The organism is Zhongshania borealis, assembly GCF_039539625.1.
GTDB lineage: Bacteria > Pseudomonadota > Gammaproteobacteria > Pseudomonadales > Spongiibacteraceae > Spongiibacter > Spongiibacter borealis.
The window spans coordinates 202,310-227,505 of sequence record NZ_BAABDM010000004.1 but is presented as its reverse complement, the minus strand read 5'-3'; the positions used below and the strand labels follow the sequence as shown (position 1 = coordinate 227,505).

Below are 25,196 nucleotides of genomic sequence, written 5' to 3'. Positions count from 1 at the left end.
ACCTTACCAGGGCCACACTGCACGTTCCCGATACAAACCACCACTGGCACTGCCCGACGGCAATGTTGCCAGCCACACGGTGGTATCTGCGCCCTGGGCAGGAGTTAGGGGCGCGTCTTCACCACCCAGCTCAGTTTTTACCCAACCGGGACAACTGGCATTAACGAGAATATCGGGATAGTTCTTCAACTCGCAAGCGAGTAGCGCAGTAAGCGAGTTAAGGGCGGTTTTCGAGGAGCGGTAAGCCAAGCTGCTACCCATTTGTATGTCAGTTAGCGAACCTAGCTCACTCGACACATTCACAATTCGGCCATAGCCTGCTGCTTGCATGCTCGGCACAAACGCCTGACACATGCGCAAAGTGCCGTAGAGGTTTACCTCCATGGTTTGCCGCCACACATCAATGTCTAAGCCCAGTGCCGGCACCCATTTGTCGAGCGCAACACCCGCGTTGTTAATGAGGATATCCACGGCGCTAAACTCCTGAAGTACTCGCTCTGCGAAGGCAGCAACACTTGCACTAGAGCTGATATCGACAAGCTCTACCAATACCGGCAAACCCTCCTTAGCCATTGCCTGTAAGGCCGCGGTTTGCTCAAACGAGCGCGCCGTCGCGATTACTTGGATTCCCCGCGCCGCTAATTGACGCACTGTTTCTATGCCAATACCCCGATTGGCCCCGGTTACGATCGCTGTTTTTATTTCACTCATTTCGCTTGCCTTTTGCTCGTCACGCCGTGAATATATTGATAATATCCTATTGTTATATCTTTATGACTTTAAAGCAATCCGGAGAGCACGATGCAAGATTATTATGGCTACCGTAAAAAGTTTGCGGTTCTGGTTCCGTCTACCAACACCGCCGTTGAAAGCGAATACCACAAGATGTGCCCAGAGGGCGTGGTACTCGCAACGCGGGCCTGCGTCATTCCGCCCCTGCCAGTGACCGACGAAGACAGCTTTGTCGCCTTGGTTCACGCTATTGGCAATGCCACCGAACAAGGTTTACGCGACGCCCTAACGGTATTGCCAGATCACGTCATTTTTGGTTATTCAGCCGAGACCTTCTGGGACGGCAAAGAGCGCTCAGATCGCGAGTTTAAAAAGTACAACGACATTGCCCAAGAGGCGGGTAATTGCAATATTACCTTTGGCGCACAAGCCATTATGGATGCCCTGCAATGCTACCCTGGCGTTAAAAAAATTGGGGTGATCACACCGTATATGCCAGTAGGCGACAGCATGGTCGTTAAATTTTTATCTGACATTGGCTATGAAGTTGTACGGATTGAAGGTCATCGTTCCGACAGCCCAGTGAGCATTGCCTACGAGAGCGCTGGCAAAACGCGCGCGCTGGTCAAGAAAGTGAATGGCGATGATGTTGATCTAATCTTACAAGCGGGCACCAATCTGCATTTTGTCGAATTGGCCGCGCAGCTAGAACAGGAGCTGGGTAAGCCGGTACTCGCTATTAATGCAATTACCTTTTGGCATGCCCTGCGCAACAACGGAATTCCTGACCGTATTCGCGGCTTTGGCTCATTACTGGCGGAACATTAAACGTTAAAGCGAAGGAATGGCCGCTAGAACGCGGCCATTTTTACATTGACTAGCGAACTACCGCGACGCTGGTGGCAGGGTCAGAAAGCTTAGTGGCGTCCACAATGAACTTGCCTGAGCGGCATGCTTTACTGGCGGCCTGCATTTTTTTGCTTTCGCACTGTGAGGCGTCGGCGCCATTAATGCACCACTGATTAGCGCTACGCAATATCTCGTAATTAACGCCATCGGCACAGCTTACTTCGTAGTGACGCACGTCTTGGCCGGGAATATAGCTCAGTTTTACTGGGCTATTGAAGGCCTCTGCGCCTGCGGTCATCGACCCACTTAAGGCTATTAGTGCTAAGGCAATCATTTTTTTCATGCGGTTTACTCCCAGATTTAAAATCGTTGGGGAGTATACGCAAAATGATTAAAATTGGAGCACGGCGTTCTGATAATAATTACGCAAATACCCCTGCGCAGTTACTTTTTTGTTAATTCCGCGAACCCGCCACTCATATTCGCCACATCTGCCGATGCCAGCCACTGCGCCATTACCGCGTCGCCATTGAGGTGAGCCAATAAAAACACAGTCGAAATTGCATTCACAATATTTAAGGCGTCACGCTGCGGCGGCCCCTCGCGCTCTGGGCGGCATATTAGATTACCGAGATAATGGTCGGCACCGGCCACCACCACCGCGTATTGCTCGCCTGCCGGTGCGGTATCAAAACTCATTTTGTGCAAACGCCAGTCGGGGAAAAACTGGGGGTTCACATCGTGGGTGCCAGTAGTCATTAACACCGGACCCTGCATTTCGGTCCAACTTTGCGAGGTAATCTCATCGAACATGGGACCGGGTGGCGACAAGGCCACCACAGCATCGACCCGGCTATCCTTGGCGCCAATTTCACCATCTTCAGTAATCGCCCTTGCGCCCGCAAACTGCTGAGCCGAAAAGGCGCCAAAGCTATGGCCGCTTACCGCCAAGCGCTCAGGGTCGATGCTGACCGGCAACAACGCCTGCACGCGAGCCAGGTGGTCAATCAAATAACGGATATCCGCCACACGACCGCCGATTAAACCGTCGTTGCCATAGCGCAACGCATTAAAGATGCCCCGCGCCATGTTCACACCATCGAGATGGGTGGTGGCAATCACTACAAAGCCATAGCTAGCCCAGTGTTTTATCACCGCATCGTAGCGGTCTTTGTCGGACCAGTTACCGTGGGAAAAAATCACAACGGGCGCGGGGTCGTCGCGACGGGGATACCACACTCGAAGGTCCATATCCGCGCGATCATCAGCGCCGCTAAGCATAATACCTTCCAGCAGCACCGCCTCGTAGGGCCCCGCCGAGTAGCCCGGCATCCTTTCCAGCACGCTGCGCGCCGCCTTCGCCAGCGGTTCGGCCGCCTCCAGTTCAAGGGCTTTGCTGCATGCGCTCAGATTCACAAGCACCGCGAGGAGCAGTAACCGAACGCAAGCACCCAGGATCAATGCCCTCATAAACCACTCCTAAATTGATTCAATAAGGCCGCGGTTTCGGCGGGCTTTTCAACAGGCAGTAAATGACCCGCGCCGTCGACAACAATCTTTTCAACAGACGCGGCATTGCCCAGCAAACTGACAAATTCGTCAGCTAATTCAAACGGCAGCTGCGGGTTTTTTTTACCCCACAGAATGAGACTTGGCGCTGTCACCTTGGCCAAGACGGGCGCGGGTTCACCCGTGTCAAAACTCGCCATGCGCTGCATTTCGGCTTGGCGATTACCGCTATGCCGAAACATACGATGGAAACGTTGCACCAGCGCGTCAGTTGCGACGGCATCATCAACGACCATCCATTCAATAAATGCGCGATAGGCTGCAGTAGGCACAAAATAGAATACGCGATAGAACCATGGCGCGATGCCCGACGCATTGCGACGGCTGCTCTGTTGCCGCTTCATGCCCCCAGAATTGATCAACACCAAGGCGCGTGTTCGCTCAGGGTAGGCCGCAGCGAAATTAAAGGCGATATTGCCGCCAAGCGAGGAGCCAACCACCAACGCCGAATTCACAGCAAGTTGGTCGAGCAATCCGGCGAGTAAGTCGACGTCTCGCGACATACTGTAATCGGCCTTTTTGTCCGGTCCACTGAGACCATGACTTGTCATATCGTAGCGAATTACCGGTGCGTCCGTGCCCAGCTCATCGAGCATGTCTTGCCACATTAGGGAGTCAAAATAGTGGGAATGCACTAGCACCCAGGGCGGGCCACTTTGCAAATCACCGTCAATGCGATACGCCAAAGTGGTGCCGCCAATCTCCGCAAACTGCACCCCGTCGCCATAGTGTTCAAGTAAGTCGGCGGTATCAATATCGCGATAGGCGACTAAGCACCAGAGGGTATAAAGCCCAATACCCAGTAAAATAGTAATCAATAACCACATCAGCACTTTGGCAAGTTTACGCATTGCTAAACCCTATTTAGCGCCCGACATGACCGCTTTCAAGCCCGCGGCCATTTCTTCAATTACGCGGCTGGCAACTGCGTGTTGTTCAGCCCATGTCCAGCGTTCAGTTAACAGCGGTGTAGCCGCCAGCGGTTCACTTACGCCAAACAAGGGCGCTAATGTGCGCACGTAAAACAAGACCGGAATCACCGCGCAATCCACTGTCGTTAGCGCCGAGGTTGGCTGCAATTCGGAAAGTTGGTACCAGCGCTGCAAGGTGAGCAATTCCTCTAGCAGTTTCGCCAATGCCGATGCGACCACCGCCTTGTCACGCGGCGCAGCGCGTAATTGTTGAAACAGCGGAAACAACGCTTGTGCAAAATACAAATCAATATAGCGCGTCATTGCGCTTTGCTGAGCCCGCGCCCAAGGATCAGCAGGCCCGAGTGCGCCGTCAGTAAATTGCGCTTCTAGGTATTCAATAATCGCCGAGGATTCAGCTAAATAAGCACCATCATTATTCAGGATCGGCACTTTGTTGCTCACGGTTAGGGCCTTATAAGTATCCGAGCCCAAGCCGCCCGGCGGCGCACTAATATCTACCGCAAGATTCCGCGCGTATATGTACATGCGAACCCGCGCAGCGTAAGGGGAATGCGGCAGATCGTAGAGTTCCATAACAATACCTTTTGAAAATAATGACTTTTACTGGCGTCGCTTTCACTTGCTTAAGCACCGCGAATAAATGTAAAACTGTTTAAAGCAAGTGCACACCCAGCGCAGCACTCACAAAAAGGCCCAGCCAAATAACGGCCACATAGGGCCGACTGCGCTGCACAGACGTTTCCAGAATGTCGTTGACCTCGTCACTTGGCCCGTCTTGCATTAGCCGGGTAAACGCAGGCACAAAGGGTTTTAATTGAATACGGATACCAATACCGCAGCTCACCAATGTTGCAAATATCAGCAATTTCCAGGCGACCCAGTCGGCGTTGATTAATCCGGGTTTAAAGAGTGAGGCCAGTAAAAAAGCGACGATCGCCACAACAACGGCAATGCGGAAAAAGAAATCAAAACGGGATAAGGCGGCGGTAAATGGCTTGCCTTCATAGCTATACAGCACAAGGACATTAACGAGCCACACCGTGGCAATTAACCAGCTTATACTCAAGCCCAAGGCATTCAGCGGCAGAACACCAAGCAGAGACGCCAGATGCACACCGATGGCAAACATCATCGGCATGGCCAATTTAGGCCCCTGATCGCAGGCCAACATGATTTTGGTGGCAACCAAGCGTGCTTCGTTACCAATAGTGCGATTAACAAGATATCGGCTAGACAAGAATGTACCTAAGTCGCCGCCTAGCCAGTAAACAAAACCAAGAATGTGTAGATATTTAAGTAAAAGATATTCCATTACACCGTCCAATACAGAAAAACAGGTGAGCCGCTTGGGTATTTATAACAGAGCGGGTCGACACAAGACCAAATGTATTAATATAATAACATTATATCTTTTGCAATATCAGCACCAAATTAATGACCGGCTGCCGCGCAGTGCGCCGTCGGCCGAAAAAGAGCCAAAGATCAGAGGTGACAACGTTGTCAGACGGAAATAAGCAGAAAAAAACACTGGCCCGCCGCTTGGTGCCACTCGCTGTACTGATTGCCGGCATTGTTATTGCTCGAATCCTCGCAGGAGGACCGCCAACCCCCAAAGCCGAGACCGCCCCCGCGACCCCGGCCCAGCATGCGGTATATCGCCTAATTAGTCCCCAGCAACTACCCACGGTCGTATCGACCTACGGCAAATTAGACACCCGCCGCACACTTGAACTCGCCGCCGAAGTCAGTGGCAAAATTATCGCCACCAGCGATGCCTATATGGTCGGCAATACCGTTGCCGCCAATCAGCTTTTACTGAGCATCGACGATATCGATGCCAAAACCGAATTAGCCCGCGCTCAAGCACGCCTCGCCGAGGCCGAGGAGCAACTTGCCAATGAACGCGGCCGAGGCCGTCAAGCCAAGCGCGAGTGGCGCGACCTCGGTTCAGATGAGGCCAACGCCCTATTCCTACGTGAACCGCAATCCCACCGCGTTGAGCTTGCGGTCGCGGCGGCCAAAGCAGAGCTGCGCTTGGCGCAACGCAATATTGAGCGCCTGCAAATTCGCGCGCCCTTCAATGCTGTGATTAAAAGCATTAGTGCCGATTTGGGCGACTACGTAAACAAAGCAACGGTTGTTGCCTCTCTACTCGACACCAGCACCCTTGAAGTTCACCTGCCGCTTAGCCCCAAACAATACCGAAGCCTTAACTTTAGCCCAGAGGATTTCGCCCAAGGTGTCCCCGTCATGCTGCACCGCGAGCAAGACAGCCTAGCAGCAAAAATTTACCGCACTGCCGCCGTCGTCGACAGCGACACCCGTTTATATACCGCAATTGCCACCATCGACCCTGCGGCCAATACCAAGGGCTGGCGAATCGGCGAGTTTTTGCGCGCCGACATTCCCGGCACCCGCAGCCAAGCTATGCTAGCGGTGCCACCAGAAGCCATTTACGAGCAGCGCTTTATACGCCTTATAAACGCCGACAACACTTTGGCCATGCTGCCAATTGAGATCAGTCACTCAGACGAATCCGCCGTGTATGTAAAATCAAAAACCGCTGCACTCGCAGAGCCGCTGCGCGTTATTGTCAGTGGCCTGGCAGTGAGTGCGCCCGGTACGCCGCTACTGCCAATCGCAGACAGCACTATGGATTCCGCTGCCACACAGATGCCAAAACCAGTATTAGCACCAGCACCGCCACCCTCAGCAAGTGCGAGTACCACGCTCAACGGCGTAGCGGAGCACTAGCATGAACTCGATAATTCATTGGTTTATCCGCAACCCAATTGCCGCCAATTTATTAATGGTGTTGATTTTTATTGGCGGGGTGTCGACGTTTAGCCATGTTGATAAGCGCTTTTTTCCGGAACGCGTAATCAATCGCGTGCAGATCGATGTGGTTTACCCCGGCGCCTCGCCAAGCCAGGCAGAGGAACAGCTGCTCAATAGAATTGAAGAGGCTATTCGCGATCTTAATGGCATTGAAAAAATCGAATCACTAGCGCTGGAAAATGGCGTCGCCATCACTGTCGACGCTATTGCCAACTACGACACCCAGCGTTTACTCAATGACATCAAATCCAAAGTCGATGCCCTGCCCGGTCTACCCAGCGGCGCTGAACGGCCACAAATTTACGAATTACAATTTCGTAGCCGGGTTCTTAGCCTCGCCCTCGCCGGTGATATTAGTGAAGTCGAACTGAAGGAACTTGGCCGCCACCTGCAACAACAGCTCGCAGAAAAAGCCTGGATACCCACCGTTGATTTGCGCACACCTCGGGACTACGAAGTTAGCATCGAAGTTTCCGCACAAACTTTAGACGAATACGAACTTAGCTTTGCCGATGTCGCTCGCGTCGTGCGCGGTAGTTCCTTAAATGTATCGGCGGGTGAACTGCGCAGCAGCAGTGGCGACATGCAAATTCAGGCACGCATGCAATCGTATACTGGCGAGGATTTTGCCAAAATACCCGTTGTGACTAGCCCTACCGGCGGCCAAATCTTACTTGGCGATATCGCCACCATCACTGATGGCTTTGTTGAAGATGAACTCTATAGTCGCTTCGACGGTAAGCCTACCTTGTCGTTAGATATTTACGTAAACGAAAATGCCGACATATTAAAAACCAGCGCCGCATCGGCAGCCTTTGTCAAGGAAATGAGCAGCACACTTCCTGAGGGCGTCACCCTCAGTTTGTGGCGGGATCAGTCACGGGAATTTCGCGGCCGCTTAAATACCCTGCTCAACAACGGTTTTGGCGGACTAATTCTAATTTTCATCATTCTGCTGCTATTCCTCCGGCCGCTACTCGCATTTTGGGTATGCTCCGGTATAGCGATCTCCCTGCTCGGCACCATTTGGCTGCTGCCGGCGGTAGGTATTAGCATGAACATGGTGTCGCTCTTCGCCTTTATTCTTATTCTTGGCATTGTGGTAGACGATGCCATTATTGTTGGCGAATCTGTGTATAGCGAACAAAGCCGCCTGGGCCCAGGCACCGAGATCACCTACCGTGGCACGGCGCTTGTCAGCAAGCCGGTGATGTTCGCGGTAATTACCACCATGATTTTTTTCGTGCCCTTTTTAAACCTGCCGCCAGAGATGGCCGAGCCCTATAACCTTGGCGCAGTGGTCTTGGTCGCCCTGAGTTTTTCGCTCGTCGATTCCCTACTGATATTGCCCGCTCACCTCGCCCACATGAAGCCAGAGAAACCAGCGACCCGTTTTTACCTGAAATGGCTGGAACAAGCGCGGCACATAGTTGCAAGGGGTTTGAGCCACTTCATTCAAAATACGTATCAACCGATACTCAAGCGCTGTCTTGATAATCGCGGCATGACCGTCGCGTCTTTTTTAGCGCTATTTTTTATTGTCAGCTCCCTGCTTGTCGGCGGCTGGCTACGCACCAGCTTTTTCCCGAATGTACCACTGGACCTGATAGAAGCCAGCTTTACCCTAAAAGACGGCACCCCCTTTCACCAAGCCAAGGAATTTGGTCTACGGGTAGAAAACGCAGCCCAGCAGTTAAAAGATGAAATCAACGCAGACTCAGCACTTCCCTACATCGGCCATTTAGAAAGCGCGATTTACGGTGAAAGTATTAAAGTCTCTATGGAGCTACTGAACGTAGAGCAACATCCCTTTGATATTGAATCGCTAAAACACGATTGGCAAACCCAGATCGGCTCCATGGCGTTGGTGCGCGACTATTTAATTCAATCAACTCTCGCCCCAGTCGCCAAGCCAATCGAGTTAGAGGTCAGCGCCATCGATACCGATCAGCTGCGCGCACTGTCTACGGTCATTCAGCAACGTCTCGCCGAGTATCCCGGTGTTTACGACATTCGCGATAAACTAAATGACGCACTGCCGGAATTTAGAGTGCGTTTAAAACCCGCCGCAGAGACTCTCGGTATTACCGCCGAGGACGTCATCGGGCAATTGCGCCAAGGCTATTACGGCGAAGAAGTTCAACGTATTCCCCGCGCCCAAGAAGACGTCAAAGTCATGCTGCGCTACCCGCGCAATGAGCGCCAACAGCTCGACCAACTGATGCAGCACAAAATTCGCAGCGCCAATGGCAAGGAGCTACCACTGGAGACCGTCGCCGAATTGGAATTTGTGCGTGCACTAAAAGAAATTCGCCACATCGACGGCCGCGTGGCAACCACTATTACCACGGAGATGAAGGACGGCTTTAGCGCCGGACAAGTGTTGCGCAGCATTGAACAAGCCGAAGTGCCCCAATGGGAACGCGCCTATCCCGGCAGTAAAATTCGTCGCGAAGGAGAGCAGGAGCAACAGCAAACCTTTGTGACCCAGCTCGCGCAAATGAGCCTACTGTCCTTGATTCTAATCTACGGTTTATTTGCCGTCGTCTTCCGCTCCTACAGCCAACCCATACTGGTATTGTCAGCCATCCCCTTTGGCTTAATGGGCGCCATTATTGGTCACATTGTTTTTAACCGCGAAATCAGCATGTTTTCAATATTGGGCGTGGTCGCTGTCGCTGGCGTTGTGGTTAACGACAACTTGGTCATGCTAGACCGAATTAATGCACTGCGCACTGAAGGCTTGGCGATACGTGATGCGATTTTACAAGGCGCGAGTGATCGCTTCCGGCCAATTCTACTCACCTCACTCACCACCTTCACCGGCATGATGCCCATAATGTTAGAAGACAGTATTCAGGCGCGCTTCCTGATCCCAATGGTGTTATCACTGGCCTTTGGCGTGCTGTTTGCCACCACAGTAACGCTGTTGTTTGTACCCGCGCTAACCTCGATATTATTCGGCATACACCAGCGGGCTGCAGAACTAAGGCAGCCTAACGATGACACTGCGCTTGAAACAAAATCAAGAACGGCCTAAGGGCAAGATTTTATTTAAACGTGGGCGATCTGATACAAAACCTCAAGACAAGAATCGCCCTGCAAAGTTAGCCTACACACTTCCCAACATTCATGGTTCGGCGTTCAACTATTGCGACGTCGATCCCTCACCAATTTCGACCCGAATGATGCGGTTGGTAGCGCTTTGATGAATCAACAGATCGCCATCATGGGTGGGCCGCATGTGACGCACGATGCCGGCGTAAATTCCACCTGATGGGATCGGCCAGCTCTGAAAGGTCTCCGTTTTCAGGTCGAAACGCACCAAGGGGTCTGGGCGCATCCCGGACTCGTTGTACCAGACTGCCCCGTCAACCACCGCTATCGCATAGGGATGAGAGTGCGGACCACTCGGCGAAGGCCACTCCCGGACCTCCCCACTGCGCGGATCAAAGCGCCCCAGGCGGCCGCGACCGGAGTTCACGTACCAGATCATCCCGTCGGCGGCGATATCAAGCCGTCGCACTGTAGTTGCCTCATGGGGAAGCTTAACTTCAGTCAGGGCCATCGTCTTAGGGTTGACCTTCACCAAGCAGTTGCTCCCGTTACACGCAACCCAGGGCGTACCCGAAGCATCAATCTTGATCCCGTAGGGACGTGAACCGGCGGTGGGCATGGTTACCAGTTTGATCTTACCGCTTCGCGGGTTGAGACGACCAATGCGGTTGGCGTGCTGAACGGTGAACCAGAGGATACCGGCAGAATCGAAAACTGCAGTGTGTGGATCGCGCGCCGCTGGGTCAGGCATATCATAGACTGTGATTTCCCCGCTAGCGGGGTTAAGCCGACCGATGGTTCCGTTCTTATTTCCGGTGTACCAAACGCCGCCATCGCGATCCAGCGTTACCGAATGCGGCATTGCCCCTGCCGGGAGCAAGTATTCGCGCATCTTTCCCGTTTTCGGATCAATCCGCCCTATCAGATTGCGCCACTGCCCTGCCCACCAAATGTTGCCATCTGGCGCCTCAGCGGGGTCGCGCGAGCGTTGACCGAGGGTCGGCACCAGCCATTCTTTAAAAGCAATGCGAGTATCACCCTCCACGATATTCGGCGCGCGGCGATCGTTCGGAGGAAAATGTTCGGCGAGGTATTCTACAATAACCTCCCGCCGCGCGGGATCTGTCGACAAGTCGACCATGGTAGCAATCAGTTCCAGCCAGCCCTCACGACTATACCCCAGACTCTGGGTAAGCCGATTGACAGAGTGGCAAGCCGAGCATTGCGCCTCAACAAGCTTGCGGCCTTCGCCATCCCGCAGGCTCTCGCCATAAGCCGTGGTCGAGACGACGGCAAAACAAATCGCGAGTCGAAAAATTGCAGCATTCAAGTGTCTGATCATAGGCCACCTCCAAGCGCGCCGCGCGTACCAAGTGTTTGGCTTTATACTCTGCTAGTCGGTCACGCACGTCAACGGCTCTGCGGGCAAGCCGATTGCTTGAATGAGGGAACGCTGCTTCAAACGTGTTCAACTCAAATCACGCGATTGTACTAGGTCTTGTTAGAGACTCTATCGACATCTTCAGGACTGATATTTAGACTGTTCGACACTTCAAATTCCACTTATGACTTCCGTGACAGTTAATGCCAAAAAGCAATGGCGGCAGAGCCCTCCGACGGCCTTATTAGGGATAAATCTAACCTCATCGATAATGAAATATTAAAGAGAACTAAGGAATTAAATTATTGACTATCAAATAGGAAACGTTTGTTATAAATCATCCCAACTCCCAACTTTTGCAAGGTCGTCCCAATCTCTATTTTCAAATAGCTCTCTTACCAATTCGACCGGTCGTTTATCAATTTCAGGGAGGAACCAACATATATTTACACTGGAATAGTCTCCGCTTCCCCTTATGCCAGAATACGATTTAAGTGTTGCCGCACATCGATATTCCGGCAATGGTTTAGATTTGTCGTCATCAATAAAATGAAAAGCTTCATTTGTGAGAAACTTTTCGTTCATTGTTCTTTCCAAACTTTCCCTCAAGTGCTCCGATATTATTTCGGCTGAGCCCTCTATAAATCTCGCATACGTCTTTGATAGCTCTAGCCGCTCGATATGAATGGTTAAACCGCCTTCAAGTACTACTTTCAATGACAATGCTCCGTATTTATTTATAAGGCCTAGGTAATAGACAACTTTGTGGCAAAGCACCGTTTATAATGACCCAAGGTCTGCATCATCGGCCGTTTTGTTAAGCATGTTTTTGAATAGCCAAAATAATCAAGCTGCCTAATTGCCTAGTGTTCAATTGATTGCCGTTACCATTTAAGATGCTAATATTAAGTTTTGCGGCCAGCTCTCGTAATGCTGGTTTTACTGGCGAAACAAACTCGTTGTTTAAGAAAACTTCTATAGTTCCATTTTCCAGCTCCTGAACTTTATAAGAATCACTAGTAACGGATTTTATAATACGTATATCGGTACGGTTCCTAGGCACGCTTAGCAACTTTGAAAGAGTTATTGATACCTTGCCATTGGAATTAATATCGCTCATTAATTCTCGTGCTTTATCCGTGGTTTCATTGAGAAGTGTTTCAATTTGCATTTCATCCGTATTTATACGGAGTATGATAATACGATCAACTTTTTCTAGCGTGTTCGGATTAAATGAGATATGGCCAGATGATCCCATCATTGCTGTAGTTTTAACTGAAACTCTATCGCCAGTAGAACTAACCACATCATACCCCTGCTGATTAACTTCAGTTGCCATTTGACCATTAGTAATCAGGGCGGAATAAAGTTCACCAATACGTCCACTTAGATGTCTTAATTCAGTTGCTGGGACACCCCAGTTCAGTTCTCTCTCAAACCAAGACATTGCCTCGCCCAAGGATTGAATTATTTGCATTTGAGTTAAAGCCACTTTATTTCTCGAAGTTCATTAAATGGGACGGAGGGATTAAAATTTGGCCAACCCCGATGTTTCAGTTTGAATATTTTATAACATAGCAGTTGATTCAACTTGCACTAGCTATAAGACCGTAACGATCAAAAAAAACCGAAAATTCCATAGTCGCCAATACCGAAGTCACCGGCTATTTCAGTGCAGTTTCAAGCCCTATTTAAGCATTATTCCGGTGAATATCCACGCACCATCACAATAAGGTGGTGCATTGTGTGATGAAAAGCATTTATGCAAGGCTACCTATATAAGTAAAGCGACCATAAGCCTAGCCAAGATAGCCTATGGCTGCAGATACGACTAGGGCCCACTTGGCCAGCTAAGGCCTTGAGGCGAAGTACTTGCGGAGGGAGGGGAAATAAAGATCTAAGTTCTGGCTTTCTGCGACGACAGTATTTGCCATCTACGTTATCCAAGCGAATACAAAACGCAGTGCGTTTGGCGGGCTGTCATCAGCCCGCCAAGGCCTTAGCTTTATAGAAAGGCCCATGCTTATTGTTGCTGTGACCACGCCTCAAGAATGGCACTTGGCGCAGCACTCCACACCGCTGGGTTCGCCGACAGTTTTGCCAAAACGGCTTCAAAGAATTTAATGCGATGGGCGTGGCCCAGTAACCAGGGATGAATATTCAAACCCAGCATACGGCCACCGGAGGCCTGCGCCTCTGCCAGCAAATAATTTGCGGCGTCTTCAACTTGCTCGGCCCAACTCTGTTCTGAGTGTTGATTGCTAACAATCACAAAGCGGTCTTCCACTTCATTGCTTAGCGGCATAGCAATTAGTGATTTGCTTCGAGTTTTAAACTCATAGGGCATATCGTCGTTCACCCAGTCAGCGAAGTAGCGAATACCTTGCTCTGCTAATAGGTCTGGGGTATTTCCTGATTCACTGCGCACCGGTGACAACCAGCCTTGTACCGTTTGCTGGGTCAGTTCGCGCAGGCAATCTAAGGATTCTTTAATTTGACCGCGCTCTTCGTTCTCGTCTTGGCCGCCATAATGCAGCGCATCCATGTGCAGACCGTGACCGAGAATTTCATTACCGCGCTCACGTAACAAACTCACCAAATAAGGCGTGCGCTCTAATAAGCGCGAGTTCACCGCAAAGCTTGGCGTTAAGCCGTAGTGGTCAAGAGCCTTTAAAATGCGGAATAAGCCGATCCGGTTGCCGTAGTCGCGCAGGGAGTAATGACGCAAATCGGGGTATGGCATGGTCATGCCACCCGGCACCGCAAAAGGAACGCCGCGCTGGTTCATGGGGTAAAACTGTAAATTGACATTCACCCACAGGGCGAGTTGTTTGCCACCGGGCCATTGCACCGGTTTGCGATCTGCCAGCATCGACCAGCTGTAGCGGTTGTGATCCATTCCATAGCTGCGCTGGGGGTACTGTAAATAGTCATCAGGCAAACTCATGTTCAGACACCTCCCTGCAAATCGGCTATCACAGCTTTGCTGCTATCGTAGTAGTGCTCGCGGTAGTACTCGGCGATTTCGCGTCCAGTCGTGACCCACACATCGCTGTGCCCGGTAATGTATTCCAAGGCTTCTTCAAACGCCTTCATGCGGTGTGGGCAGCTGACCTGATAATTATGCGTAGGTATACACATAACCGTACCGCTGTCGCCACCCTCGGCATAAAGCCGATCAAAACAGTCTTTTAACTGCTGACCGTAGCGGCGCGGTTCAATTTTATTAACGACATAGGCGATAGTGTCATTCATTTCTAATGAATAGGGAATCGACACAAAACGCTTACCAGAGCGGGTGTGAATGGGGGTGGGCTGATCGTCGTGAAATAAATCACAGGTGTAAAAACCACCATCGTCACCGAATAATTCACTGCCGACCTCGGCAAAAGTATCGATGGTGTAGTCAGAGTGCGACAAGGCTGGCGCTAAGTAACCCGCACACTTTTGCCCGGTGTGCTTGTAAATAGACTCCATGGAATCGCGAATCATCTCGCGCTCTTGGGCCTCGCTCATGCCATAGGTATAGCGGGTGTTGTAGATACCGTGACTAAAAAATTCCCAGTTGCGCTCGGCACACTGAGCAATAATTTCAGGGTGGTGATCACATAGGGCGGTGGATAATGAAATAGAGCCGCGCACGCCGTATTTTTCGAGCAAATCCATTTGGCGGCGATGGCCAACGCGGTTACCGTAGTCGCGAATACTGTAGCCGGCCACAGCGGGGGCAGCTTGCGGCCAGGGCTTGCGCTGTGGATTTGGCGGCGGATTCAGCTCGTAAAATTCAATATTGGGAGCCACCCAAAACGCCATTTTTGCGCCGTTAGGCCAGGTGATTTTAGGCCGGTTTTCATAAGGCCAGTAGTCGTAGTATCCGGGATCTTCTTTCACTTCTCCGCCCTCACTTCTCGGCCGTTACATCACGCCTTGTCTTGTTTTGCCAACCAGTCAAAGACCTCTTGCACGTCCATCACATCGGCGTACTTTAACGACAGGTCTGTTAAATTCGCAAAGTGGTAACTCTCGTGCTTATCGGCAACGCATTCTTCGGGGACAACGGTGCGGTAACCGCGAGACAGTGAATCAACCGCCGTGGCGCGAATACAGCCTGAAGTTGAACCGCCTGTCAGAATCACGGTATCTACCTGATGCCAAACACACAGCGACTGCAATTGGGTTTCAAAAAATGCCGAGGGCATTTTCTTTAAATAAATAACGTCTTTAACGGCATCGATTTCTACCCGCTCATCGAACTGCGAGCGGTCGCTGTCGAATTTAATATTTTGCAAACTGTCTGGAGTATCGGTACGCGTGCCCCAAATACCTGCGTCTTCGGCAGACTCCATGTACGCAACATGGGTCCACACCACCGGCCAGCCAAGAGCACGAAAGGTCTTGGCCAGTTCGTTTACATATTCAAGCTGACGAGTATCAGTTTCGTACGCGGTTTTATACAAATCAGTGCGGGTATAGGCTTTCTGGGGGTCGATATTGACCAGAATCGCCTTTTTGCCAAAGCCAAAACGCTTGCGCGCTGGGTTGGCCTTTACTTCAGCGTAGAGCTGTCGCGCGGTTTTATCACTGGTTTCCATGGTTTCTCCTCAGCAAAGGCTTTGTACACTTTATGCTTAATTCTCAAGCCAACGTCTATATGTGTTTTATATCCGATCCATTTCGATCTGTCGCTTTATCCAGCGAATTGAATGGCCGCCGTCGCAATTACCCGTTAACTCTGAGGCGAGATCCGCAGCAGCAACAAGGCCACGGAGATTTACACCCGTTTCAAAACCCATCTGATGTAGCATAACCACCACGTCTTCAGTGGCGACATTGCCGGTGGCACCGGGCGCAAAAGGGCAACCGCCAAGACCGCCAATAGAGGCATCGAATTTGCGAATACCGCTTTCCACCGCCGCAAACACATTGGCCACGCCCATGGCGCGGGTGTCGTGAAAATGACAGCTCACCGCGCGTAAATCTACCGCTGCGTCTAGCGCTTTAAGCAACTGCTTTACATCAGCAGGCGAGGCTGCACCGATGGTGTCAGCCAACACCACTTCATTTGCGCCAGCCTCGAACAATTGCACGGCGAGTTGAACCACTTGATCGGTCGCAATTGCGCCCTCAAATGGACACTCCCACGCCGTTGCCAAATACACTTGAGTACGAATGCCGTCGACGCGGCTTTGGTCCAGCACACCACGCGACACGTCCACCGCCTGTGCAGTACTCATATTGATGTTTTTCTGGTTCATGGTTTCGCTGCTGGCTACCACCAATCCAACCGTGCCCACGCCACAGGCCATAGCCATATCATAGCCGCGACGATTGGGAATAAGCGTTGAAAATTCGTAGTCGCCACGCGGTAGTCCGGCAACCACTTCGTCAGTGCCAGCCATTGCAGGAACCGCTTTAGGCGACACAAACGCGCCCACTTCAATATTGCGCATGCCAGCGGCAATCAGACTATTAATAAGTTGGATACGCTGTGCCGGTGTTAATACCCGCGCCTGATTTTGCAGGCCGTCCCGCGGACCTACATCATTAATAATAATGTTCTCCGCCATTAGCCGATTACTCCCTGCTCTTTCAGATTCGCCACATCGGCCAACTGATAGCCTAGTACATCACACATAAGTTCGTCGGTGTGCTGACCGAGCAATGGTGCTGGCGTAAACGACTCTTCATTATTTCGCGACAGCTTAATAGGGCAGCCGGGCGCTTTGGTTTTTTTACCGTTGGGGTGTTCGCACTCAACCACCATATTACGGTATTGCACTTGTTCGTCGGCCAAGGCCTGGCTGAATTTATTGACCGGCGCGACGGGAATACGTTTGGCATTGAGTTTTTCTAACCAATTCGCCGTAGTGTCTTGAGAGAAAATAGCGGTCAAAGTGCCGTCGATAAAGTCTTTGTCGGCAAGGCGGCCTGGCTGAACATCGTATTTGGCGTCGTCAAAGGCCGGGCAATTCACCACTTCTTTTAAATTCTGCCAAAAGTTATCGGTAATGATGGCAATCACCAAGTGGCCATCTGCCGTCGGGTAGCTATTGTAAGGCACATGCACAAAATGCGCGTTGCCGATGGGATGCGGATCTTCGCCCGACATAAAATACATGGTCGCCATGTAATTGAGCAGCGAGACTTGCACGTCGAGCATAGAAATATCCACGTGCTGGCCAACACCAGAAACATTGCGCTCAATAATCGCCGCCATAACGCCCATTATGCCGAACATGCCGCCGCCCAAATCACCGATGGGAATACCGGCCCGCATTGGATCATTGGCATTGCTACCGGTAATTGACATACCGCCACCGTAGGCTTGCGCCACCTGATCAAACGCTGGGCGTTTGGCACCGGGACCCTGCTCGCCAAAGCCGGTAATGGAGCAAGTGATAATGCGGGGGTTCACTTTAGCCAAATGATCGTAATCAATCTTCAATTTGCTTGGCACGCCGGCCGCAAAATTATTAATCACCACGTCTGATTCTTTCACCAGCTCATAAAACAGCTCAAGTCCGCGCTCAGATTTAAGGTCAATACTCATGGTGCGTTTGTTGCGGTTCAGGGTAATAAAGTAAGCCCCCATGCCGTCGATGGAGTTTTTAGGATCGGTGGCCAGCAACTTGCGCGTACCCTCACCGGCCAGTGGCTCGACCTTGATCATATCGGCGCCAAGATCGGCCAGTGTCATGGTACAGAAGGGGCCTGACAGCATATGGGTCAGGTCCAACACTCGAATTCCCGCTAATGGCTTGTTCATAAGGTTTCCTAATTTTACCTGCGAGCCGCTCAGAGGAGATGTTATTCACCGGCGCTGCGCAATTTTGGATGACTAGAGTAGATTCTCACACAGAATTAGATATAATGATATAATGTTAATCTATTAAGCACAACGCACGTATGGCCGCTGATAATGAATTATGAGACTGATGAATAGCGCTACATCGCAATCCTTATTCGACAAACTCTGGCAGAGCCACGAGGTCATGTCCTTGGGTGGCCAGCGCAGCCTGCTTTATATAGACCGCGTTTTTCTACACGAGCGCACTGGTAGTATCGCCCTACAAAGTCTGGCTGAGCGCAAGCGCAGCATTGCACGCCCCGAGCATGTGTTCTGCACAATGGACCATATTGTTGATACCACCCCCGGTCGCAACGACGACACCTTAATGCCCTCCGGTCGCCAGTTTATTCAGGCCACCCGCAAAGAAGCCACCAACGCCGGTATTACCCTATTCGACCTCAACAACCCCGATCAGGGTATCGCCCACGTAATTTCAGCGGAACTCGGTATTGCTCTGCCCGGCTCCACACTGGTCTGCCCCGACAGCCACACCTGCACCCTTGGTGGTATTGGCGCATTGGCGTGGGGAATTGGCTCTACCCAAGCCGAGCATGCGATGGCTACCCGCACCTTGGATTTAGAGAAACCAAAATCCATGCGTATAACGGTAGACGGCGAGTTGCGCACGGGTGTCAGCGCCAAAGATGTCATTCTGCATATTATCGCCAAGTTCGGCGCCCGCGGCGGCAACGGCTACGCCGTGGAATTTGCCGGTTCAGCCATTCGCGCAATGCCCGTGGAACAACGCTTTACCCTGTGTAATATGGCTGTGGAATTTTCTGCCTTTACCGGTTTTGTCGCCCCAGATGACAAGACCATCGCCTGGGTTCGCGGCCGAGATTACGCCCCCAAAGGTGCCGCCGCAAATGACGCAGAAACTTACTGGTTAAGCCTAAGCAGTGACGAGAACGCCCAGTTTGATACCGAAATACAGCTGCATGCCGATGACATCTACCCCACTGTAAGCTGGGGCACCAATCCACAGCACAGCGTGGCGGTGAATAGCCGCGTGCCCAATCCAGCACAGTGTGACGACGCCCAACAGCGTGACGGCATGAGCAAGGCCCTGAAATATATGGCGCTCAGCCCCAATCAGGCAATGACCAGCATCAGGCTCAATGCGGCCTTTATCGGCTCGTGCACCAACAGTCGCATAGAAGATTTACGCGCCGCTGCCAAGGTATTGGAAGGCAGGCACATCGCGCCCCATATGCGCGCTGTCTGCGTACCGGGCTCGGGCCGCGTAAAACGACAAGCTGAGGCTGAGGGCTTAGATAAAGTCTTTGAAGCTGCCGGTTTCCAGTGGCGTGAACCCGGTTGTTCTATGTGCTTTTATGCCGGTGGCGAAACCTTTGGCGCCGGGAAGCGTGTAATCTCCAGTACCAATCGCAATTTTGAAGGCCGCCAAGGTCCCGCCGTTAAAACCCATATTGCCAGCCCGGTGACCGTTGCGGCCTCCGCCGTACTGGGTCGAATAGGCAGTGCAGAGGAGCTGAGCTAATGCAGGAATTCATCCAGCACCGCGGTATCGCCGCCCCCTTGCTTAGACCCAATATTGACACCGACGCGATTATTCCCAGTCGTGAAATGAAGCTGGTGTCCAAAAAAGGTTTAGGCGAAGGCTTGTTTGCCAGCTGGCGCTACACCCTGCCCGGCGGACGCGAACCCAACGACAGTTTTTTACTCAACCAAGCCGCTTACCAAGGCTGCACCATTCTGCTTGCCGGCAGCAATTTTGGTTGCGGCTCCTCGCGTGAACACGCGGTGTGGGCGCTGGCTGAATATGGTATTCGCGCCATGATTGCGCCAAGCTATGGCAGCATTTTCTTTAATAACTGCATCGCCAATGGCCTGCTGCCGATTGTATTGCCCGAAGAGACCATCAGCGCCATAGCCCAATGGGTAGAACAAGACCCTCAACACAACCAGATTAACATCAAGCTCAGTGACAACAGTCTGATATGGGCAGATCAGCGCCTAGAATTTAGTTTAAACAGCGATGCCCGCGCGATGTTATTGGGTGGCCTTGACCGCATCGACATCACCCTGACGCGCACCGCCACCATAGACCAGTTTGAGAACCGTGACCGCACGCTTAGGCCGTGGGCCTATTTAGCTGCGCAGCAACAGCTAATCACAGAAAAAGCATAGGCTTTTACTGATGATAGTGATAAGAAACTACTATTTTTATTTATGTAAAATGCAACTTACTATCACTTACTCATATTTGTACTCTTACTCGGAAAACGTCCAGGAGACACCATGCGCCCACATGTAGAACTAATCGATGCAGAAGATCTGATCTGGCATATTGCTGAGTTTGAGCATGCCACTGGCTCGGCCCAGCAGCAAAATTTATGCTACGACGAAGAAGACGGCTCCGTCTCTGCACGAGTGAAATTCACCTCTGACTGGCAACGCCCCTCCGGCACCCACAACGCCCTCACCGAGTGGTATATCCTTGAAGGCGAAGTCACCCTTGGCGATCAAACTCTGGTTGCCGGTGATTACTGGGCAGCACCTAAAGGTGTATGCGCACCTGCCATTAGCGTGAAAAAAGATACCCTTATCTTACTGTTCCGCGAATACGGCGACTGGCAATTTGAACCCAGCAGTGTCGACAAAGACTTTGTCCGCGAAGATCAAAAACTGGTCGTAGCCCACAGCAGCAAAATGGATTGGATCGACGTGGAAAGCGGTAGCCCAATGCGCTTTGACCTCGGCGGCACCCCAGTTCCCGGTCTGTATATCAAAATGCTCTACCGCGACAAGAAAACCGGTTTCTACACTCGCTTAATTAAAGCCAAGCCAGGTTGGCGCGAACACCCCCTCGCTCACCACCCCGTGTTTGAAGAAGCCTATTGCCTAGAAGGCAGCTTCGATTACAACTACGGCAAAATGTGGCCCGGCACCTATTTCTTCCGTCCGGCACTGGTTCGCCACGGCGACTTTACCGCTGGCGACGAAGGCACGGTATGGCTGCTGCGCTGCGATGGCGATTTAGTTGACTGGTATACGGACAACGCCAAAGTAGAAATGCACGGCGATCCAGTAAACTGGGGACCCGATTACCCGCACACTTTAGAACCTGTACTGCTCCAGCCAGTGCGCTCACGCTCTATTGGCGCCATGGACGACCCCAGCTACCAGTAAGCTCACACTCGTCACCAGTTCACCCGGCAGGCTTGCACTGCTGGGTATTTGCAAAACCGCAATAGAGTTATCTGGCAAACAACACGAGGCGCCATACGCATGAGTGATACCCCCCAACGCACACGTATTTCCCCCATTTTGTCACTCGCCCTGCTCAGTTGCTGCATTGCGTCATGCAATAGCAGTAGTAATAGCAGCAGTAATACGCCCGACGATCCAGCCCCCAGCAGTGACCCCGTAATTTACACTGAACACCCCATTAAAGCTGAGCAACAATCTGCCGGGTTTATCGGTATTGGTGATCTCGATGGCAACAGCGACAATGGTCTGGAAATTCTACTGTCTACCCTCGTTGAACAAACGCCACCTGGGCCGCCAACGGCGTTGTCGCGCGGTGCACTGCGCGTATTCAATACCAGTGGCTGCGACAGCAAAGACGCCAGCTGCCTAGACGGCCCTTGGACCGAGAAAACCCTTATTAGCACCACCGCTCTGCAGGGCTACCCGTTTATAAATACCCCGCAAATTTTTGATGTGAACAGCGACGGTCAATTAGATATTGTGGTACAAACCGGTTTTCTCTCTACTCTTGGCGGCGCCCATTTCTGGCTAGACGGCAATGACCTCGACGGCCCCTTGCCACCAAGCCAACACTTCTTTTCTTTCGCCAATACCACTCTGCTCACCAATCAGCAGTTTTTTTGGCACGAGACCGACCAAGGTGATATCGACGGTGACGGCCTGCTCGATATGATCACCACCTCGGCAAAAACCCAAGGCCTAACCAACCCTCTCGGCTCGCCTAATGGCAACGAGGAAATGAAGGTACAGCTCTACCGCAACAATGGCGGTACAAACGCTGACAGCATGTTTGACTACAGTGAAATTAGTGCCGAAGACACCAGCGGCAATGTAATCAGCAGCATGGGTGGGGTATTTATCAAACTCCACGATATCGACAACGACGGCGACCAAGACATCGCCTTAAGCCAGTTTTTTGGCCACCCCACGCCAACACCAGACGTACCCGCGCCATCAGTGGTCTGGCTAGAAAATGACCTGGCCGGCAGTGGCAAATGGATCTACCGCATCATCGACAATAGCATTGGTCTTGGCTACCACATGGAATTTGCCGACATCGACGGCGACGGCATGGACGAGCTGGTGGTTGGCGCGCACAACAATGATGGCGACCCGCGCTTTCAAGACGAAGACGGTAACCTCATCGTGCCCCCCGGCCTGTATTGGTTTGAAATCCCCACCGACACGCACAGCGACGCACATTGGGAAAAGCACGTTATCTCTACCAGCTTTCGCGTGACCTTGTATTACAGTAGCCCAGCAAGCCAGGGGGTGCCGGGGATCTTTAATGTCGGCGATATCAACAACGACGGCCTACCCGACGTTGCAGTGCCCGGCGACGGCAATGATAAACTCTACGCGTTTATACAACAGAGCGACGGCAGCTTCAGAGAGGATATTGTCGCCACCGGTAAAATGTTTGGCATGGCAATGGTCGCGGACATCGACGGTGATGGCAAAAACGAAATTATTGCCGCGCAACACAATTCACTGGATATGGACCCAGCAGAAACCGATAGCCTTGATGACCTCACACTGCCGCCCGGTCGCCTGTCGATTTTTCGCTACCCCGAGTGACAAGCACGCATCCGCAATAACGCTGGGCGTCTATCGATCTTGTTAAAGCGGTGACACCAGTTTACGGGCTCAGGAAAAATCACTGAGCCCGATTACAGATACGAAATTTTAAAGTAATTCGGTCTGCTGGCGCGAACCCTGATGAAACACCGCGACCAAGGAATAGCGCATAAAACCGGTACACGTTGTGAGGTAATCATGCAGTGCGTGCTTGACTATATCGGCGAAGGATTCACCTTGGTACTTCCACTGATCTGACTCGGTAAGCTGCTTGATTTTCTCATTCATCGCCGGCATATCACACAGCACACGATGCTGAGCATCCCGAGATTTAGTGTCATCGCATACCACGATGGCGAGGCTTGAGTTCTCGTTATTCCACTCGAACATCAGGTAGAGCGAGTCGTCGTCGATATTCATATCGAGCAAGCCCACTGCGCGTTCAACACAGCTCGCCAATATTGCTTCTATTGTCCAGTTTTCCGGGGTATCAACTGCCACGTGGTGAAGAATATATTCTTCATTTTGCTCCGCCATCACAGTCTCTGACCAAGGCAATGATTGCCCGCCGTATTGCTGTTGATTAACCACTTTAGCTCCTAAAATAAAAAGGGCTGCTTCGCTATGCGGAGCAGCCCGAGTGTAATTTGCGTCTTGGTGTTACTTCGTCAATAAAACGCTTAACGAATACTGGCAGTAGCGCGACTCGCCAAATGACTGGCAATTTTACGCTTTTGGTAATCCTTCGCTGCGCTCGCAACAGAGCCGCCATTACCCGAAGCCAACCAACGTTTTATGCGGCCGGCATCGCCCATCGGGCTGGTTTTACCGAAAGAGTCTAGCATTACAATCAGCAGGTCTTTGCCGTCGACATTTGCTTTCATCACCAGACAACGCCCAGCTTCATCCAAGTAACCAGTTTTGCTCATCGCCACATCCCAGCGGTTATAACGCACCAGTGGATTGGTATTCACGTAATCCAAACGATAACGCGGGCGACTAAAATTAGCCGTATAAATAGACGTTGTGGAGTAAGTCGCAATCTCGCGGTATTTTGACGCTGCAGCGACTAATTTAGCCAGATCTGCCGCGGTTGAAACATTGTCGTGCGACAAACCACTGGTATCGACGTAGCGGGTATTTTTCATGCCTAAAGCACGTGCTTTGGAGTTCATTTGCGCAACAAAAGCGGGCAAACCACCTGGATAATTGCGACCCAGCGCTGCAGCGGCAAGGTTCTCCGAAGACATCAGTGCCAAGCGCAGCACTTCGCCACGTGGTAGCTCAGAGTCAACGCGAATCCGTGAGTGGTAATAATTAATCGCTTTGCGGTCATCCTTGGTAAAGCGAATTTTCTCGTTCAATGGCAGCTTGGCATCCAATACCACCATGGCGGTCATCACCTTGGTTAACGAAGCCATTGGCTTAACCATATTGTCGTATTTTTTATACAGCACTTCGCCACTATTGGCGTCTACAACAACCGCGCTAACCGAGGCTAGTTGCAGGTTAGCTGGGTTGCGGCCCGCATTGTCGGCAGCCATAACCGGCGATAAAAATAAGGCAATAACGAGGGAAAATATTATTTTTGTCATCATGACACCAATTAGCAAAGTTAACTAACACTACGATTTAGGTGAGATTATCACAGGGCCCTAAACCAAAATGTCGACTCTGTTCAATTTTCGTACAAATACGCTAGTAAATATACTTATATACTTAATTTTCTGTTTTTAGTCGCAAACTGTCTAAAATCTGGTCTACAGCCGCGCGATCCATATCACGATCGTCTTCAGCACAGGCATAGCTAACCAGCAGCAGATGGCCGCCTGCGTGCAAAAACCATTCGCGGATATAGTCACCCTCTTCGACGGTTTCAAACTCCCAGCCCTGATAGTCGTCGCCGACTTTGCAAGCCCGGCCGTCTTCAAGACGCATTCCCACTTCCTGAATCAACTCGCGAACATCGCTGGCCGTGGCCGGTTTTCCATGCTGCGCCTGCAAGCTACTCAAGCTAATGCAACCTAATTCGTCTTGGTCAAAAATCAGGATGCTGTCCTCATCCTGCTCAGTGCACCACTCTTCAGGCAAACCGATAAACCACCAATCCGATTCAACTTCTTGCATCTCAGTATCTGACATTGGCTGCTACCTGTATTATTTGTATAAGCAT

Annotated in this window: 24 protein-coding genes; 7 read left to right on the top strand and 17 right to left on the bottom strand. The window is 51.5% G+C overall.

Annotated features, from left to right (window positions below):
• Positions 1 to 3: 3 nt before the first annotated feature.
• On the bottom strand, positions 4 to 711 hold the full coding sequence (locus tag ABD836_RS12430) for an SDR family NAD(P)-dependent oxidoreductase (RefSeq protein WP_344936385.1): 708 nt from the start codon (positions 709 to 711) through the stop codon (positions 4 to 6).
• Positions 712 to 801: 90 nt separating this feature from the next.
• Between ABD836_RS12430 and ABD836_RS12425 the strand changes: the two genes are divergently transcribed.
• Positions 802 to 1,560 carry a maleate cis-trans isomerase family protein gene (locus ABD836_RS12425; RefSeq protein ID WP_344936383.1) on the top strand — a complete coding sequence of 253 codons (759 nt, stop codon included), beginning with the start codon at positions 802 to 804 and terminating at the stop codon, positions 1,558 to 1,560.
• A 49-nt stretch (positions 1,561 to 1,609) separates the two neighbouring features.
• Here the strand turns inward: ABD836_RS12425 and ABD836_RS12420 are convergent, their stop codons facing one another.
• From ABD836_RS12420 to ABD836_RS12400, 5 genes are all read right to left on the bottom strand, one after another.
• A complete protein-coding gene (locus tag ABD836_RS12420; protein WP_344936380.1) occupies positions 1,610 to 1,924 on the bottom strand; it encodes a hypothetical protein in 315 nt (104 codons plus the stop codon).
• A 101-nt stretch (positions 1,925 to 2,025) separates the two neighbouring features.
• Positions 2,026 to 3,051: an alpha/beta hydrolase family protein gene (locus tag ABD836_RS12415; RefSeq protein ID WP_344936378.1), complete on the bottom strand. Its 1,026-nt coding sequence runs from the start codon at positions 3,049 to 3,051 to the stop codon at positions 2,026 to 2,028.
• Positions 3,048 to 4,001, bottom strand: coding sequence for an alpha/beta fold hydrolase (locus ABD836_RS12410; RefSeq protein WP_344936376.1), 954 nt, complete (start codon positions 3,999 to 4,001; stop codon positions 3,048 to 3,050). The genes ABD836_RS12415 and ABD836_RS12410 overlap by 4 nt, the downstream gene beginning before the upstream one ends.
• Positions 4,002 to 4,010: 9 nt before the next feature.
• Positions 4,011 to 4,658: a glutathione S-transferase family protein gene (locus tag ABD836_RS12405; RefSeq protein ID WP_344936374.1), complete on the bottom strand. Its 648-nt coding sequence runs from the start codon at positions 4,656 to 4,658 to the stop codon at positions 4,011 to 4,013.
• Between the two features lie 79 nt (positions 4,659 to 4,737).
• Positions 4,738 to 5,397, bottom strand: a complete 660-nt coding sequence (locus tag ABD836_RS12400) for a hypothetical protein (RefSeq protein ID WP_344936371.1) — start codon at positions 5,395 to 5,397, stop codon at positions 4,738 to 4,740.
• 176 nt (positions 5,398 to 5,573) lie between these two features.
• Here ABD836_RS12400 and ABD836_RS12395 point away from each other — a divergent pair, with 176 nt between their 5' ends.
• Together ABD836_RS12395 and ABD836_RS12390 are read left to right on the top strand one after the other, a co-directional pair.
• Positions 5,574 to 6,839 carry an efflux RND transporter periplasmic adaptor subunit gene (locus ABD836_RS12395; protein WP_344936369.1) on the top strand — a complete coding sequence of 422 codons (1,266 nt, stop codon included), beginning with the start codon at positions 5,574 to 5,576 and terminating at the stop codon, positions 6,837 to 6,839.
• Position 6,840: 1 nt separating this feature from the next.
• Positions 6,841 to 9,963 (top strand): efflux RND transporter permease subunit, encoded by a 3,123-nt coding sequence (locus ABD836_RS12390; protein WP_344936367.1) that lies wholly within the window; start codon positions 6,841 to 6,843, stop codon positions 9,961 to 9,963.
• 108 nt (positions 9,964 to 10,071) lie between these two features.
• Here ABD836_RS12390 and ABD836_RS12385 read toward each other — a convergent pair whose 3' ends face one another.
• The 8 genes from ABD836_RS12385 to ABD836_RS12350 form a co-directional block, all read right to left on the bottom strand.
• Positions 10,072 to 11,322 (bottom strand): virginiamycin B lyase family protein, encoded by a 1,251-nt coding sequence (locus ABD836_RS12385; protein WP_344936365.1) that lies wholly within the window; start codon positions 11,320 to 11,322, stop codon positions 10,072 to 10,074.
• A gap of 369 nt (positions 11,323 to 11,691) precedes the next feature.
• Positions 11,692 to 12,078, bottom strand: coding sequence for a hypothetical protein (locus tag ABD836_RS12380; protein WP_344936364.1), 387 nt, complete (start codon positions 12,076 to 12,078; stop codon positions 11,692 to 11,694).
• Positions 12,079 to 12,178: 100 nt separating this feature from the next.
• Positions 12,179 to 12,853: a DUF6998 domain-containing protein gene (locus ABD836_RS12375; protein WP_344936362.1), complete on the bottom strand. Its 675-nt coding sequence runs from the start codon at positions 12,851 to 12,853 to the stop codon at positions 12,179 to 12,181.
• Between the two features lie 531 nt (positions 12,854 to 13,384).
• Positions 13,385 to 14,308, bottom strand: coding sequence for a polysaccharide deacetylase family protein (locus tag ABD836_RS12370; protein WP_344936360.1), 924 nt, complete (start codon positions 14,306 to 14,308; stop codon positions 13,385 to 13,387).
• Between the two features lie 2 nt (positions 14,309 to 14,310).
• Positions 14,311 to 15,252 (bottom strand): polysaccharide deacetylase family protein, encoded by a 942-nt coding sequence (locus ABD836_RS12365; protein ID WP_344936358.1) that lies wholly within the window; start codon positions 15,250 to 15,252, stop codon positions 14,311 to 14,313.
• A 29-nt stretch (positions 15,253 to 15,281) separates the two neighbouring features.
• The gene (locus ABD836_RS12360; RefSeq protein ID WP_344936356.1) at positions 15,282 to 15,953 is read right to left on the bottom strand and encodes an isochorismatase family protein; all 672 of its coding nucleotides are present in this window, start codon (positions 15,951 to 15,953) and stop codon (positions 15,282 to 15,284) included.
• Positions 15,954 to 16,019: 66 nt separating this feature from the next.
• Entirely contained in the window at positions 16,020 to 16,928 is a 909-nt protein-coding gene (locus ABD836_RS12355) for a hydroxymethylglutaryl-CoA lyase (protein WP_344936354.1), read from the bottom strand.
• Positions 16,928 to 18,127, bottom strand: coding sequence for a CaiB/BaiF CoA transferase family protein (locus ABD836_RS12350; protein WP_344936352.1), 1,200 nt, complete (start codon positions 18,125 to 18,127; stop codon positions 16,928 to 16,930). Before ABD836_RS12350 ends, ABD836_RS12355 begins: the two co-directional genes overlap by 1 nt.
• A gap of 169 nt (positions 18,128 to 18,296) precedes the next feature.
• On the opposite strand from ABD836_RS12350, the gene ABD836_RS12345 reads away from it, so the two are divergent.
• From ABD836_RS12345 to ABD836_RS12330, 4 genes are all read left to right on the top strand, one after another.
• Positions 18,297 to 19,712: a 3-isopropylmalate dehydratase large subunit gene (locus ABD836_RS12345; RefSeq protein WP_344936351.1), complete on the top strand. Its 1,416-nt coding sequence runs from the start codon at positions 18,297 to 18,299 to the stop codon at positions 19,710 to 19,712.
• Positions 19,712 to 20,362: a 3-isopropylmalate dehydratase small subunit gene (gene leuD, locus ABD836_RS12340; RefSeq protein WP_344936349.1), complete on the top strand. Its 651-nt coding sequence runs from the start codon at positions 19,712 to 19,714 to the stop codon at positions 20,360 to 20,362. Before ABD836_RS12345 ends, leuD begins: the two co-directional genes overlap by 1 nt.
• A 111-nt stretch (positions 20,363 to 20,473) precedes the next feature.
• A complete protein-coding gene (locus tag ABD836_RS12335; protein ID WP_344936347.1) occupies positions 20,474 to 21,364 on the top strand; it encodes a DUF4437 domain-containing protein in 891 nt (296 codons plus the stop codon).
• Positions 21,365 to 21,463: 99 nt separating this feature from the next.
• Positions 21,464 to 23,023 carry an FG-GAP repeat domain-containing protein gene (locus ABD836_RS12330; RefSeq protein WP_344936344.1) on the top strand — a complete coding sequence of 520 codons (1,560 nt, stop codon included), beginning with the start codon at positions 21,464 to 21,466 and terminating at the stop codon, positions 23,021 to 23,023.
• A 108-nt stretch (positions 23,024 to 23,131) separates the two neighbouring features.
• Here ABD836_RS12330 and ABD836_RS12325 read toward each other — a convergent pair whose 3' ends face one another.
• The 3 genes from ABD836_RS12325 to ABD836_RS12315 form a co-directional block, all read right to left on the bottom strand.
• A complete protein-coding gene (locus tag ABD836_RS12325) occupies positions 23,132 to 23,614 on the bottom strand; it encodes a hypothetical protein (protein ID WP_344936342.1) in 483 nt (160 codons plus the stop codon).
• Between the two features lie 89 nt (positions 23,615 to 23,703).
• On the bottom strand, positions 23,704 to 24,618 hold the full coding sequence (gene pbpG / locus ABD836_RS12320) for a D-alanyl-D-alanine endopeptidase (protein ID WP_344936339.1): 915 nt from the start codon (positions 24,616 to 24,618) through the stop codon (positions 23,704 to 23,706).
• 124 nt (positions 24,619 to 24,742) lie between these two features.
• Complete coding sequence (locus ABD836_RS12315; protein WP_344936336.1) at positions 24,743 to 25,165, bottom strand: hypothetical protein; 423 nt, start codon at positions 25,163 to 25,165, stop codon at positions 24,743 to 24,745.
• Between the last annotated feature and the right edge of the window lie 31 nt (positions 25,166 to 25,196).